Origin of the sequence: Bifidobacterium callitrichidarum, assembly GCF_003129905.1 — a bacterium.
GTDB lineage: Bacteria > Actinomycetota > Actinomycetes > Actinomycetales > Bifidobacteriaceae > Bifidobacterium > Bifidobacterium callitrichidarum.
Genome location: NZ_QFFM01000009.1, coordinates 104132 through 117193, shown reverse-complemented (window position 1 = coordinate 117193; position 13062 = coordinate 104132). Strand labels below are relative to the sequence as shown.

The following is a 13062-nucleotide window of genomic DNA, read 5'->3' as shown; positions in this document are numbered from 1 at the left end:
GCTGGTAGCCGGCCTCGCCGGTGCAGGCGTTGGCACCGCCGGAGTTCAGTATCACGGCCTTGATGTGACCGTCGGCCCCGGCCTTGCGGCTCGCCAGCACGGGGGCGGCGGAGAAACCTTGTGCGAAGGGGACGCTCACGGTGCGACTCCGATCTTGGTCAGGCCCGCGTCTTCCGGCAGGCCGAGTGCGATGTTCAGGGACTGGACCGCCTGTCCGGCGGTGCCACGGTTGAGGTTGTCGATGGCGGCGAAGGCGTAGATGCGGCCGGACTTGCGGTCGGTGACCACCTGCAGGTGCGCCGCGTTCGAGCCGATGATGTTGCCGGTCGCGGGCAGCATGCCTTCGGGCAGCAGCACCATGAAGTCCTGGCCTTCATAGGCCTTGGCCCATACGGCGCGGATCTCCTCGTCGCTCATGGCCTGCGCCTTGTCCGTCATCACTGCGGAGACGGTGGCCAGGATGCCTCGGGACATGGGCGCCAGAATCGGCGTGAAGCCGAGCGTGAACTCGCTGGCGGCCGCAGCGCTCTTGCCGGCGGCGTGGGCGAAGTTCTGCAGGATCTCGGGGATGTGTCGGTGCGTGCCGCCCACCGAATACGGCAGTGCGGACTGCAGGGCCTCGGAGGCCAGCAGGTTGGTGCGCTTGAGGTTCTTGCCGGCTCCGGAATAGCCGACCACCAAATCGGCCACGATGCTCTTGGGCTCGACCAGTCCTTCGGCGATGCCGGGCTGGAGGGCCAGCGTGGTGGCGGTGACGTTGCAGCCGGGGCCCGCGATGCGCTTGGTGCCGGGCAGGGCCTCGCGCTGGCGGGTGTAGGCGCCGTCCGCGGTCTTGCCGGTGATGAGCTCGGGCATACCGTATGTCCAATGCTCGTAGAAGTCGCCGCCGTAGAACTCGTCCCATGCGCTCTGCTCTTCCAGACGGTGGTCGGCGCCCAAATCCACAACCACCGCGTTCGGGTCGAGCTGGGATGCGAGTTTGCCGGACGCGCCGTGCGGCAGGGCAAGGATGATGACGTCGTGACCGTTCAGGACTTCCGGCGTGGTGTCCTCCACCGTCAGACCGGCCAGCTGGGGAATATGCGGCATGTGCTTGGCCATGGAGTCGCCCACCGAGGAGTGACCGGCCACGCAGGTGACCTCGAAGTCGGGGTGCGCCGCAAGGATGCGCAGCGCCTCGCCACCGGCATAACCCGTGGCACCGGCCACGGCCACTGTGTATTTCGCCATACTCATCTCTTTTCAACTGATGTGTCTTGGACGAGTATACGCGATTATGCAGACTCATGCATATTTATGCAGTGGGTGTGTTGGTATGTGGACGTAGGAAAAGGCTCCGTTGAACCAAGATTGGCATGACCCTTACTCTCAGGCTCCCCTTGTCAGGGGAGCTGTCGGCGAAGCCGACTGAGGGGTAGTCCAACGACATTGATGTCAATCTTGGTTTAACGGAGCCTAAGACATTCGGCCTTCGGCTGTGGACTGTTGTGAAGCCCACGACCGAAGGCCGATTCCCGTATTACACGGCATTAGGTGGAATCACACCGGAATCACGCGGAGATGGAATCACCGGAAGAACCGGAACCTCCCATGCCGCCCATAAGCTGCTGCAGGGCCTCCTGGTAGAGCGTGGAGGCGTCCACACCGTTCAGGGCCATCCAAATCACGGCGATTGTGTACAGGATGTTGATGATCACGGCGGCCACCGCGAGTCCGAAGCCCTTCATGTGGAAGGTACGGGTGCGCCACATGGCCACGCCGCCCATCAGTGCCGAGAGCACCGGCACCGGGAAGAACAGCGCGAGCACGAACGCGATGATCGCGTACGAGTCCCAGTGCCCGTACAGCGGGTTCTGGGAGGGGTCGTCGAGATTGATGCCGTTGTAGAAACGGGGCGAACGATGCTGGCCCTGCGGACCGGCCTGGCCGTTGCCGTTCGCGCCCTGCCGGGGGACGGGGTACGGCTGGCCCTGGATGCCGGGGTAGCCGCCCGGATAGTAGCCCGGTCCGGACTGCTGGCCAGACTGCCCCGGCTGCGGACCGGACTGGCCCGACTGCCAGTTCTGCCCGGCCTGACCGTACGGTCCGGCTGCGGGCTGCTGCCAGCCAATCGGTGGCTGCTGGGCTCCGGCGGTGCCGGGAGTACTCGTGCCATCGTTGGCACCGGTCGCGGATTGGCTGGTGGTGGTATCGGGAGCGCCATAGATATACGGATTGTAATTCGGGCCGTACTGGCTCCTCATCGCACCGTATTCGGGCTGTTGGTACTGCCCGTATTCCGGTTGATTGTTCTCCGGCTGGCTCATGGCGCTCCTTGTGAGATATGAATCGGCTCTGTTCTGCCACGATTGGTGGAAACATCCTCGGCTCCCCTTGTCAGGACATTGCCGTAAAGCAAACAGCGGAGCTGTTTGTAGGCAATGTGCGAGACGACAGTCGAGCCAATTGAACACGAACGAAGTTCGTCCTCAATTGCAGGACGAGCTGTCACCGAAGGTGACTGAGGGGTAGTCTCATGGAATCGTGGCAGAACAGAGCCTCCGTGTTGCGGTCAGGCTCGCAGCTGGGCGCCAAGTTCGGCGGCCTTGGCCACGATGGCCTGACGGATGGCGTCGCTGTCCTCGGCGGACAGGGTCTTGTCCGGGGAACGGAACACCACGGCGTAGGCCAGGGACTTCTTGCCCTCGCCCACCTGCTCGCCGGTGAAGACGTCGAACAGTTCGATGGATTCGAGGTTCGCGCCGGCGGCCTCACGAATCGCGGCCTCAAGCTGGGCGGCGGACACCGTGGAGTCCACGGTGAAGGCCAGATCCTGCTTGACGGGCGGGAACGTGGAAATCGGCTTGGCCTGCACAGGCTTGCCGCTCAGGGTGGCGAACAGCGCGGTGAGGTTGAGCTCGAACGCGGCGGAGTGGCACGGGAAGCCTAGAGCCTCGTTGACGCGCGGGTGCAGCTCGCCGACCCAGCCGACGAACGTCTCGCCCACCATCACGCGGGCGGCGCGGCCGGGGTGCCACTGCACGGGCACGTCCTCGGCGGCGGGCTGGTCGAGCTCGATGGGGGCACCGATACGGCCGGCGATGCGGCGAATGGCCTCGACGGCGTCGGACCAGTCGACCGGGCGCTTGCCGCCCAGCCAGCCCTCGTCCTCGGCCAGGCCGGTCAGGATGCCGGCCACATGGTCGGGCTGATCCGGCAGGCCGGCGTCGAGCGCGGCAAGCTGTTCGGCGGTCGGACGCACGCCGCCGGGCAGGGCCGGGATGGCGGGCGCGTTCGGATCCCACAGGTAGACGTGGCCCAGCTCGTAGAGGGACACGTTCTCGATGCCGCGGCGGATGTTGCGCTGCACGGTGGTGGCCAGGGTGGGCAGAATCTCGCGACGCAGGTACGGACGGTCGCCGTACAGCGGGTTGGCGATCTCCACGCTCACCTTCTTGGTGGCGGCGGGATCGTAGTCGAAGGACTTGTAGTCCTCGTCACCCACGAACGGGTAGCTGAGCGCCTCGACCATGCCGTACTCGGCCAGCTCGTCCGCCACGCGGCGGCGACGCAGCTGGTTCGGGGTCAGGCCCACAAGGCCCTCGACCGGGGCCGGCGGCACGCTGACCGGAATCTGGTCGTAGCCCACCAGACGCGCGATCTCCTCGACCAGGTCGCACGGCTCGTTCAGGTCCGGACGCCAGGTCGGCGCGGTCACGGAGAATTCGCCGTTGCCGCCGCCGGCCACGGTGCAGCCGATGTCGGTGAGGATGTCGGAGATGCGGTTGATGTCCACGTCGAGGCCGGCCACGCGGGCCACTTCGGTGGCCTTGAAGTGGATGGTCTTCGGGCGGGGCGTGTTGTTCACGTCGTTCGGGAAGTCGCTGGGCTCACCGTTGCCGTAGCGGGCCAGCAGTTCGGCGGCCATCTCGGTGGCGGCCGGCTGCAGCGCGGTGTCCACGCCGCGCTCGAAGCGGCGGGAGGCCTCGGACGGGATCTTGTGGCGGCGGGCCGAACGGGCGATGGTCACCTGGTCGAAGTGCGCGGCCTCCAGCAGGATGTTCTTGGTCTCGGAGGTCACTTCGCCATACAGGCCACCCATCACGCCGGCCAGGCCGAGGATGCGGGAGCCACGCTCGCCGTTCGGGGAATCGGTGATGAGCAGGTCCTCGGTGCTGAGCTCGTGCTCCTTGCCGTCGAGCGTGGTGAGCTTCTCGCCGGCGTTCGCGCGGCGCACCACGATCGGGCCCTCGATCTTGTCGAGGTCGTAGGCGTGCATGGGTTGGCCCAGGTCGAGCATCACGTAGTTGGTCACGTCCACGGCCAGGGACAGGGAGCGCATGCCGGCGCGGGTCAGGCGGCGGCGCATCCAGTTCGGCGTCTTGGCGGTGGGGTCGAAGTTCTTCACCACGCGGGCGTAGTAACGGTCGCAACCGGGCACGCCGTGGATCGGGTTGTTGTCATCGATCTCGATGTCGATGTCGACCTTGGTGCCGGGCTGGTAGTCGGACGGTTCCGGGGCCTTCTCGTTGAGTGCCACGGCCGGATCAGTGTACGGCTGGCCGGTGGAGTGGTGGTATTCGCGGGCCACGCCACGGTAGGACAGCGTGTAGCCGCGGTCCGGGGTGATGTTGATCTCCAGCAGTGGCTGGTCGAGGTGCAGCAGGTGCATCGCGTCCTGGCCGGGCTTGAGCGCGTCATACTCGGCCTTGGAGAAGCCGTATTCGCGCAGCAGGATGATGCCGTTGTGGTTGTCGCCCAGGCCCAGCTCGCGCTCGGAGGCGCACATGCCGTTGGAGATGTGGCCGTAGGTCTTGCGCGGCTCGATCTTGAAGTCGCCGGGCAGCACGGCGCCGGGCAGGGTCACGACGACCTTCTCGCCGGCCTTCATGTTGGGCGCGCCGCAGATGATGCCACGCGGCACCTTGTTGCCGTTCTCGTCGGTCTCGTTCCATTCGTCGCCGCAGTCGACGTGGCACCAGTTGATGATCTTGCCGTTCTTCTGCGGTTCGGGGGTGGCGTCCACCACGTAGCCCACCACGATCGGGCCGGTCACCTGGGAGGAGTGGATCTCCTCTTCCTCAAGGCCCACCTTGACCAGGTCCTTGGCGAGCTGTTCGTAGGTCAGGCCCTCGGGAACCTCGACGTGGTCCTTGAGCCAATCGATATCGATCATAGGCATGGGTAACTCACTCCCCCATCACAAACTGTTCGGCGAAACGGACGTCGCCTTCGACCAGGTCATGCATATCGTTGATGTCGCTGCGCAGCAGGAGCGTGCGCTCCATGCCCACGCCGAACGCGAAGCCGGTGTAGACCTCCGGGTCGATGCCGGCGGACTTGAGCACGTTCGGGTTGACCATGCCGCAGCCACCCCATTCGAGCCAGCCGGGGCCGCCCTTCTTGTCCGGGAACCACAGGTCGAGCTCGGCGCTCGGCTCCGTGAACGGGAAGTAGCTCGGGCGCAGGCGGGTCTTGGCCTCCGGGCCGAACATGGCCACGGCGAGCTTGTCCAGCACGCCCTTCAGATCGGCCATGGTCAGGTGCTTGTCCACGGCGAGGGCCTCGCACTGGTGGAACACCGGGGTGTGGGTGGCGTCCAGCTCGTCGGTGCGGAACACGCGGCCCGGGCTGGCGATGTACAGCGGCACGCCACGGGTGAGCAGCGCACGGACCTGATCGGAGGAGGTCTGCGTGCGCACGACCATGTTGGAGCCCACGAAGCCGGCGGCGTCCTTGGCCTGGTTGCCCTTGACGTAGAAGGTGTCCTGCATCTGGCGGGCCGGGTGGTCCGGGCCGAAGTTCAGGGAGTCGAAGTTGTACCACTCCGCCTCAACCTCCGGGCCGGAGGAGATCTGCCAGCCCATGGAGATGAAGAAGTCCTCGACGTCCTCCATCAGCTTGGCCAGCGGGTGGCGGGCGCCCAGCGGCTTGCGGTTGATTGGCAGCGTCATGTCCACGGTTTCGGCGGCGAGCGCGGCCTTCTCGGCGGCTTCCTTGAGCTCGGCCTCCTTGGGGCCGTACGCGCGGCCGAAGTCGGCGCGCAGCTTGCCCATGAGCTTGCCGGCTTCCTTCTTCTGGGCCGCGGGCAGGGATCCGATGGCCTTGCTGGCCTGGGTCATCGCCGAATCGGCGCCTGCATACTGTGTCTTGATGGCCTTGAGCTCCTCCAGAGTGGAGGCTCCTTGGATTTTCTCGATGCCCTCGGCGACCGCTGCGGTCACCTGGTCGGCGTCGAACACCAGTTGTTCTGCCACGAGAACCCTTTCGTCCGATGATTTCTCAACGCGGTTTTCTAATGTTTGCAGCGTATTTTCCAAACTCACATTGTTTCAATATGACGCGACATAGCCAGGCTCATCAGCATCACCGCGGCCGAGGTGCCGAGGTTGAGCGATTCGGCCTTGCCGTAGAGCGGGATGGAGACGATACGGTCGCACTTGCGCAGGATCTCGGTCTCCAGTCCGCGTGCCTCGTTGCCGAACAGCACGGCGCGGGAGCCCTGAGATGCGGGCGATTCCACAGCGATCGCGTGGTCCGCCGCATCGGTTCTATCGGTTGTATCATCCACTTCCGTCAGCCCCGCCAGCACCGTGGGCAGGCTTTCCGGCTTGCGGTCGGGGGTGCCGTACACGTCGGCGGCCCAAACGTCCATATGCTGGGCGGCGGCCCATGTGAAGAACTCGTCGGTGCCCATGGTCAGGACCGGCAGGTGGAACAGGGAGCCCGCGGTGGAACGGATCACCTTGGGATTGAGCACGTCCACGCAGTCGTCCACGAACACCACGGCGTCGCATCCGGCAGCGTCGGCCGCGCGGATCACGGTGCCGGCGTTGCCTGGGTCGCGCACCTGCCAGAAGGCGGCGATGTTGAGGGTCTTACCGGAGTCGGCGGAATCGTCGGAATCACCGGACTTGCCGCCGTCGATTTCGAAGTCGGCGACGTCCACGCGCATGGCGCGCGCATTGCCCACGGCCAGGATGCCCTGCGCGTCCGGGCTGATGCGGCGGATCACCTCGCCGGTGCACTGATGCACATAGATGGTGGCGTCCTGTGATTTCTCGACGATTTTGGCAAGCGTGGACGAGACGATGCGCGGATGGTCGAGCGCCTGGCTCACCTCCACATACAGATCCTGCACCACGTCCGGCCGCCAGGTGACGGCCTCACGCACCGACTGCGGTCCCTCGATGAGGAACCGGCCCGACCGCTCGCGCCCCTTGGAGCGCGTCAGGTCCGCGATGCGGCGCACACGGTCGGATTTGGGATTATCAAGAATCTGGGCGTTAATCGGCATACGCCACAGCCTACCCCAACCATAGGTAACGTCGCAGATTCGGGCCACCGTCTTCAGATGCTCAGATGCCGAACCGGTCGGTATATAAAAAAGTGACCGGGCAGTGGAGCCCAGTCACCTGGAAGCCTTATGGCCTTGCGATATACGTTCCGTGCGGCGATACCGCCAATCAGGCGCCACCGGTGAAGGCGAGACGCCAATGGCCTGTGGCGATGGCCACGCCGAGGGAGATCAGCGGCACGGACAGGCAGATGGCATAGAACAGCCAATCGACGGCCTTGAGCCGGGAGATGCGAGCCTGGGAGCGCGGAGCGTCGGAACCGAAACCACGAGCCTCCATGGCCGTAGCAAGCTTGGTGGCCCGGCGGATGGAAAGCACCAGCAGGCCGAACGCCTGGGAGAGGGCGCGAGAGACGGCGTTGCCGTCGCCAAGGCCGCGGGAGCGCTGGGACAGGCCGAGCGCACGCCAATCGTCCTGCAGCAGCGTGAACATACGCATGCCAGCCAGGCCCCCGTAGACGAATCGCGGCGAGAAATGCAGGATCTCCACCAGTCCGTCGGCCAGATCGGTGGGGTCAAGGCCAAGCGCCAGAATCACGCCGGGCACGGCTATGGCCGCGACACGAATCGCAGTGGCCAGAGCCAGCGGGAACGAGCCCTCGCTGATCACGATCCAGCCCACGGACCAGAGAATCCGGCCGGATACCTTGGCATACAGGAATACGGAGATGAAGCTGCCGAGCGCGGCGATCCACACCGGCCATGTGCGCCGGCACACGGTCCATGGAGCCACGCCGCCGATCCACAGCAACACGAATTCAATGCCAAGCGCCGTGGTGGCGGAGACCAAATCAAGGCTGAAGAACATCGGGATGCACAGCAGCAGCGCGCCGATGATGCGGCTCACCGGATTGACCTTCGCCACGAACCATGAGGGTGAAGCCGGCTTCAGCGGATCCTCGCGCGTATCCTGCGCGCTGACGGTCACCACATCGGAGACGGCCGGCTTCACCGCGGCATCGGATGCCGAATCACGCCCGGCACCCGCAATACGAATGCTCACGCTCTCGCTCATGCCTCGCTTCCCTCCTGGAACATCACGCGACGCGCACCCAGCGCATCCACCAGCGCCTCGTCGTGCGTCACCATGATCACGCACGAACCATGATCACGGATAGCAGCGATCAACCGGACCATTTCGGTCCATGTACGGAAGTCCTGGCCGAATGTCGGCTCATCCATAACCAGAATCCTCGGTGCGGCGGCCAGCATGGAAGCCACGGACAGGCGGCGTTTCTCTCCGCCGGACAAGGTGTATGGGTTGGCCTTGGCGAAGCGCGTCAGGTTCATGCGCTCCAGCATGCGATCCGCCGTCCGATACGCCTCGTCCTGGCTCTGTCCCATGGATTTGGGGCCGATGGACACCTCGTCGCGGACGAAATTCGCGGCGAACTGATGCTCGGGCTCCTGGAACACCATACCGATGCGCCCCAGCAGCTCCCGGCTCTTCCAGTGGATCGGCTCACGACGGTTCGGGCTCGGCGCCAGTTCCTCAGCGACCAGTACCTGTCCGTCGATGGGCCGGAGCAGACCGGCCAACGTCAAAGCGAATGTAGATTTGCCGGCACCGTTCGGCCCCATCAACGCCGTTACCTCGCCCGCGTGGAAGTCAAGATCGATGCCGGTGCCCAGCGCGGTGCCACGACCGAAGCTCAGATCACGACAGCTCAGCACGGGATGTCCGGCGGTTTTGGCGGCAACCGTCTTCACGTCATTGCCGAAACCGTCTATATCAGACTGATCACCGGCAGAAGCCGATTCCTTATTACTGTCCACGTTACTGTCCGCAGGCAAGGCCTCCGTATCGTCGGCTTCCACGATGACGCGCGTGCCCGGACGATAATCGGGGATCGCACGCCCCGGCACCCACGCGCCGCCCTCGGCGAGCAAGTCGCCCATCGAGGCGAACACCTCGGCTGGCGTGCCGTCCGCGATAACACCGCCGGATAACGAATCGGCATCCGGACGGCCGAGCACGATCACACGATCGACCAGATCCAGCCACACGTCGATGTGATGCTCGACTACCACCATGGTCTGGCCAGTGGTCTCGATGACCTGTCGAACCGCGTCATGCACTTCCTGCACGCCCGCGGGATCGAGGTTCGCGGTCGGCTCGTCAAGCAGCAGCAGACCCGGCTTCATGGCCAGAACGCCGGCCAATGCCAGGCGCTGACGCTGTCCGCCGGAAAGATGTCGGGTGGAACGGCGCAAATCCAACGCTCCCAACCCCACCAGATCAAGCGATTCACGCACGCGCTCCCAGATTTCGGAGCGCGGCACGTTGAGGTTCTCGCAACCGAAGGCCGCGTCATCGCCCAATCGTTCAAGAATGATCTGCGAGTCCGGGTCCTGGAGCACCAGGCCCACGCGGCCTCGTGCCTCGCGAGCGTCCACGCCGTCGATGGTCAGGGAGCCTTCCTGCTCGCCTTCCTCATCGCCGCCGAGCACGCCGGCGAGACCGGCCATCAGCGTGCTCTTGCCCGCACCGGAGGCACCGAGCAGCAGCACACGTTCGCCTGGCCGGATGGCGAAATCGACGGCACGCAACGCGAAATCTTTGCGCGTCGCGTGCCGCCAGCCCCAGCCGCTGGCCTTGACCGCAGCCGGTTCGACCCTCATCAGACGCGGGCCTCGGCGCGACCGGACTCGAAGCGGTCGAGCACACCCGTGGCGGCAAGGGCACGGGAGAGGAACCAGACCACCACGCCGGCAATCACCAGGCCGGAGATGATGGAGCAGATCAGGTACATGCTCACGCGCATGGCGTTCCAGCTCGGGTTGGTGGCCCAGTAGTAGGCCCAGCAGCCCACGCCGGCAAGCGCGCCGGACAGCAGGGTGGTGCCGATGTTCCACTTCTTGTAGGCGAACACGGCGAACGCGATCTCGGCGCCCAGACCCTGGATGATGCCGATGATCAGGGAGCCGCCCACACCCCACTGGTTGCCCAGGGTGAGCTCTAGGAACGCGGCGAGCGTCTCGGCGAACAGCGCAGCGCCCGGCTTGCGCACGATGATGGCGGCCAGCGGGCCGCCGAACAGCCAAAATCCGTTAAGCAGACCCTCGAAACCGGGGGTCACGCCTTCGAAGATGGCCAGCGGGACGGTGCAGACGATGTCCCAGCCCCAGAAAATGACGCCGGATGCAACGGCGATGATTGCGGCCACGACGATATCGACGACGCGCCACTTGTAGTTGGCTTTGGCAACAGCTTGTGCCATGTGAGTGCCCTCTCTTCTCTCTTCGCGCGGGTCATGACGAGTAACCCCACGCGGATTGGTTCAGGCACGGGTAAATAAGAGCGACAATTCCGTGCACCGGCATTACCCGGTCACGTTCCATCGGTCGAGACTTCCGTCTCCTCTCAGCCGCCCTACGGCAGCTCCCGTGTCAACTCCCCGACTATAAGGCAAGTCGCCGTCAAAGGCAATAGCGACTTTGACGACGGCTTGAAATGCGGAATGTCAGGGACATGCCGATACCCTGCATTCCCCTGGCATTCACCTTCGCTTCCGTTGATTACTTGCCGAGCTTGTCGAGCAGCAGGGCCTCGGTGATGACGTTGTCCTTCAGGCCGGGCAGCGAGATGGACTCGTTGGGGCTGTGCGCGTTGGCCTTCGGGTCCTCCGGGCCGGTGACGAGCACCTGGGCGTCCGGGAAGAGGCGCTGCAGTTCGGGAATGAACGGGATGGAACCGCCCTGGCCCTGGTTGATCGGGGCCACGCCGAACGCCTCCTCCATGGCCTCCAGCGCATCCTTGGTGGCCTCCGCGTTCGGGTCCATGGCCCAGCCCATGCCGTTCTCGCCGGCCTCGACCTCCACTTCGGCGCCGAACGGCGCGGAGTGCTTCAGATAATCCATCAGTGCGGCCTGCGCCTCCTCGGGGCGCTGGCTCGGCGCGGTGCGCAGGGACAGGCGGAATCGCGTCTCCGGGCTGATCACGTTGAACGAGCCTTCGACCGGTTGGGCGTCGAAGCCGATCACCGCGAGCGCGGGCTTGGTCCACAGGCGGGAGGCCAGCGAACCGGTGCCGGCGAGCACGTAGGAGTCGACCACGCCCGCGTCGGCGCGCACGCCGTCCTCGTCCACGTCCTGCTGCAGGCCGCCCACCGGCTCCTCGGAGGCGATGCCCGGTACGGCCAGTTCGCCGTTCTCGTCATACAGGGAGGAGATGAGCATCGCGGCGAGCGTGTTGGAGTCCAGGATCGGGCCGCCGTACTGACCGGAATGCACCGGGTGCTTCAGGCCATGCACGGTGACGTCCACGGTGGTGTTGCCCCTGAGCGAGGTGGTCAGGGAGGGGATGTCCGCCGCCCAGTTGCCCGAATCGGCCACGATGATCACGTCCGCGGCGAACTCGTCCCTGTGGGCGGAGATGAACGGGATGAAGCTCGGCGAGCCCATCTCCTCCTCGCCTTCGATGAACACCTTGATGTTCACCTTGAGATCATCGCCCAGCGCCTTCAACGCACCGGAGTGGATGGCGATGCCGCCGCCGTCGTCCGCCGAACCGCGGCCGTAGAGGCGGCCGTCGATCTCGGTGGCGACGAACGGGTCGGTGTCCCAGGCGGAGGCGTCCGGCACGGGCTGCACGTCATGGTGCGCGTACAGCAGTACGGTCGGTGCGGCCGGGTCCACGATGCGCGAGCCGATGACCTCCCAGGCGCCTGGCGTGCCGTCCTCGTTCGCGGCCTGGACCACCTTGGCGTCCACGCCCACCAGCCTGAGTTCCTCGGCCACGAACTCGGCCGAACGCTTCATATGTTCGGCGGTGATGCCCTTGGCGGAGACCGACTGCAGCGCGATCTTGCGTGAAAGCAGCTCCACGATGCGGTTCCAGTCGGATTCCACGCGCGAACGGATCAGCTCGGCGTCCAGCGTGCCGGCGTTGGGTGCGGCCATATGCCCTCCTCTATATATAACGGCGTCATTGCAGCGGTTGCAGTCCGCAAACACCGCTTGAACAGTGTCTGAACGTCACCGTAACCTCAAAGCATGACATGGAATCCGTTCAAGAAGAAGGAAGAGGCCCAGGCTCCCGTTGAGCAGAGCGCCAAGGCCGTCAAGAAGACCGACCCCAACGGACCGAAGGGCCGCCCGACTCCGAAGATGAAGCAGGCCCAGGCCGCCGGCATCCGCCCGCTGGTCCCCGCCGACCGTAAGGCCAGCGCCAAGGCCGCCAAGGCCCGCATGCGTGAGCGCGAGAACGCCGAGTACGAGGCCATGCAGAAGGGCGACCTCAACCACATGCCCAAGTCCGAGCGTCTGCCGTGGCGCATCTATATCCGTGATTACGTGGATGCCCGCTTCAACATCGGCGAATGGTTCATCCCGGTGGCCTTCGCGATCCTGATCGTTTCGATGGTGGTCACGTCCGTGTATGCGAACGCATGGTCCTCCATCATCATGATGGTGCTCATGTACGGCTATCTGATCGCCGTGATCATCGATGTGTGGCTGATGTGGCGCAAGCTCAAGGCCAAGCTCATCGCCAAGTACGGTGAGGCTTCCGTGGCCAAGGGTTCCCGTTCGTTCTCCTACGCCTGGAGCCGCGCGATCCAGATGCGCCGCTGGCGTCTGCCCAAGCCGCGTTACGACAAGCGCGGTCACTGGCCGGAGGACTAGTCCTAATATTCCGGCTCCCTCAAAGAGGGGAGCCAGATCGGCGTCGGCTGCCGGCATAACGTGTTGTGGCTCCCTATGATGGGAGCCACAACTGTTTTTGA

The 13062-nt window shown here is 65.1% G+C and carries 10 protein-coding genes and 1 pseudogene; 1 reads left to right on the top strand and 10 read right to left on the bottom strand.

Annotated elements, in window-relative coordinates; genetic code table 11:
• From DF196_RS13560 to DF196_RS05485, 10 genes and pseudogenes are all read right to left on the bottom strand, one after another.
• Nucleotides 1–115: pseudogene (locus DF196_RS13560) on the bottom strand (bifunctional ornithine acetyltransferase/N-acetylglutamate synthase); the annotation flags it as partial.
• Between the two features lie 20 nt (nt 116–135).
• Complete coding sequence (gene argC, locus DF196_RS05525) at nt 136–1230, bottom strand: N-acetyl-gamma-glutamyl-phosphate reductase (protein ID WP_109056883.1); 1095 nt, start codon at nt 1228–1230, stop codon at nt 136–138.
• A 320-nt stretch (nt 1231–1550) separates the two neighbouring features.
• Nucleotides 1551–2306, bottom strand: coding sequence for a hypothetical protein (locus DF196_RS05520; RefSeq protein WP_109056882.1), 756 nt, complete (start codon nt 2304–2306; stop codon nt 1551–1553).
• Between the two features lie 245 nt (nt 2307–2551).
• On the bottom strand, nt 2552–5161 hold the full coding sequence (gene pheT, locus DF196_RS05515; protein WP_109056881.1) for a phenylalanine--tRNA ligase subunit beta: 2610 nt from the start codon (nt 5159–5161) through the stop codon (nt 2552–2554).
• Nucleotides 5162–5168: 7 nt separating this feature from the next.
• Complete coding sequence (gene pheS / locus DF196_RS05510) at nt 5169–6236, bottom strand: phenylalanine--tRNA ligase subunit alpha (protein ID WP_109056880.1); 1068 nt, start codon at nt 6234–6236, stop codon at nt 5169–5171.
• Between the two features lie 65 nt (nt 6237–6301).
• Nucleotides 6302–7276: a TrmH family RNA methyltransferase gene (locus DF196_RS05505; RefSeq protein ID WP_109056879.1), complete on the bottom strand. Its 975-nt coding sequence runs from the start codon at nt 7274–7276 to the stop codon at nt 6302–6304.
• Between the two features lie 169 nt (nt 7277–7445).
• On the bottom strand, nt 7446–8351 hold the full coding sequence (locus DF196_RS05500) for an energy-coupling factor transporter transmembrane component T family protein (protein WP_109056878.1): 906 nt from the start codon (nt 8349–8351) through the stop codon (nt 7446–7448).
• On the bottom strand, nt 8348–9958 hold the full coding sequence (locus DF196_RS05495; RefSeq protein WP_109056877.1) for an ABC transporter ATP-binding protein: 1611 nt from the start codon (nt 9956–9958) through the stop codon (nt 8348–8350). The genes DF196_RS05500 and DF196_RS05495 overlap by 4 nt, the downstream gene beginning before the upstream one ends.
• The gene (locus tag DF196_RS05490; protein ID WP_109056876.1) at nt 9958–10557 is read right to left on the bottom strand and encodes an ECF transporter S component; all 600 of its coding nucleotides are present in this window, start codon (nt 10555–10557) and stop codon (nt 9958–9960) included. Before DF196_RS05490 ends, DF196_RS05495 begins: the two co-directional genes overlap by 1 nt.
• Before the next feature lie 298 nt (nt 10558–10855).
• On the bottom strand, nt 10856–12238 hold the full coding sequence (locus DF196_RS05485; protein ID WP_109056875.1) for a dipeptidase: 1383 nt from the start codon (nt 12236–12238) through the stop codon (nt 10856–10858).
• 93 nt (nt 12239–12331) lie between these two features.
• Here DF196_RS05485 and DF196_RS05480 point away from each other — a divergent pair, with 93 nt between their 5' ends.
• Nucleotides 12332–12961 (top strand): DUF3043 domain-containing protein, encoded by a 630-nt coding sequence (locus DF196_RS05480; RefSeq protein ID WP_109056874.1) that lies wholly within the window; start codon nt 12332–12334, stop codon nt 12959–12961.
• Nucleotides 12962–13062: the final 101 nt, after the last annotated feature.

What these genes read in the sequence shown, in the direction of transcription:
- DF196_RS05520 (WP_109056882.1), bottom strand. Translation starts at nt 2,306, where the DNA reads ATGAGCCAGCCGGAGAACAATCAACCGGAATACGGGCAGTACCAACAG.
- DF196_RS05490 (WP_109056876.1), bottom strand. Translation starts at nt 10,557, where the DNA reads ATGGCACAAGCTGTTGCCAAAGCCAACTACAAGTGGCGCGTCGTCGAT.
- DF196_RS05495 (WP_109056877.1), bottom strand. Translation starts at nt 9,958, where the DNA reads ATGAGGGTCGAACCGGCTGCGGTCAAGGCCAGCGGCTGGGGCTGGCGG.
- DF196_RS05505 (WP_109056879.1), bottom strand. Translation starts at nt 7,276, where the DNA reads ATGCCGATTAACGCCCAGATTCTTGATAATCCCAAATCCGACCGTGTG.
- DF196_RS05480 (WP_109056874.1), top strand. Translation starts at nt 12,332, where the DNA reads ATGACATGGAATCCGTTCAAGAAGAAGGAAGAGGCCCAGGCTCCCGTT.
- pheT (WP_109056881.1), bottom strand. Translation starts at nt 5,161, where the DNA reads ATGCCTATGATCGATATCGATTGGCTCAAGGACCACGTCGAGGTTCCC.
- DF196_RS05485 (WP_109056875.1), bottom strand. Translation starts at nt 12,238, where the DNA reads ATGGCCGCACCCAACGCCGGCACGCTGGACGCCGAGCTGATCCGTTCG.
- argC (WP_109056883.1), bottom strand. Translation starts at nt 1,230, where the DNA reads ATGGCGAAATACACAGTGGCCGTGGCCGGTGCCACGGGTTATGCCGGT.
- DF196_RS05500 (WP_109056878.1), bottom strand. Translation starts at nt 8,351, where the DNA reads ATGAGCGAGAGCGTGAGCATTCGTATTGCGGGTGCCGGGCGTGATTCG.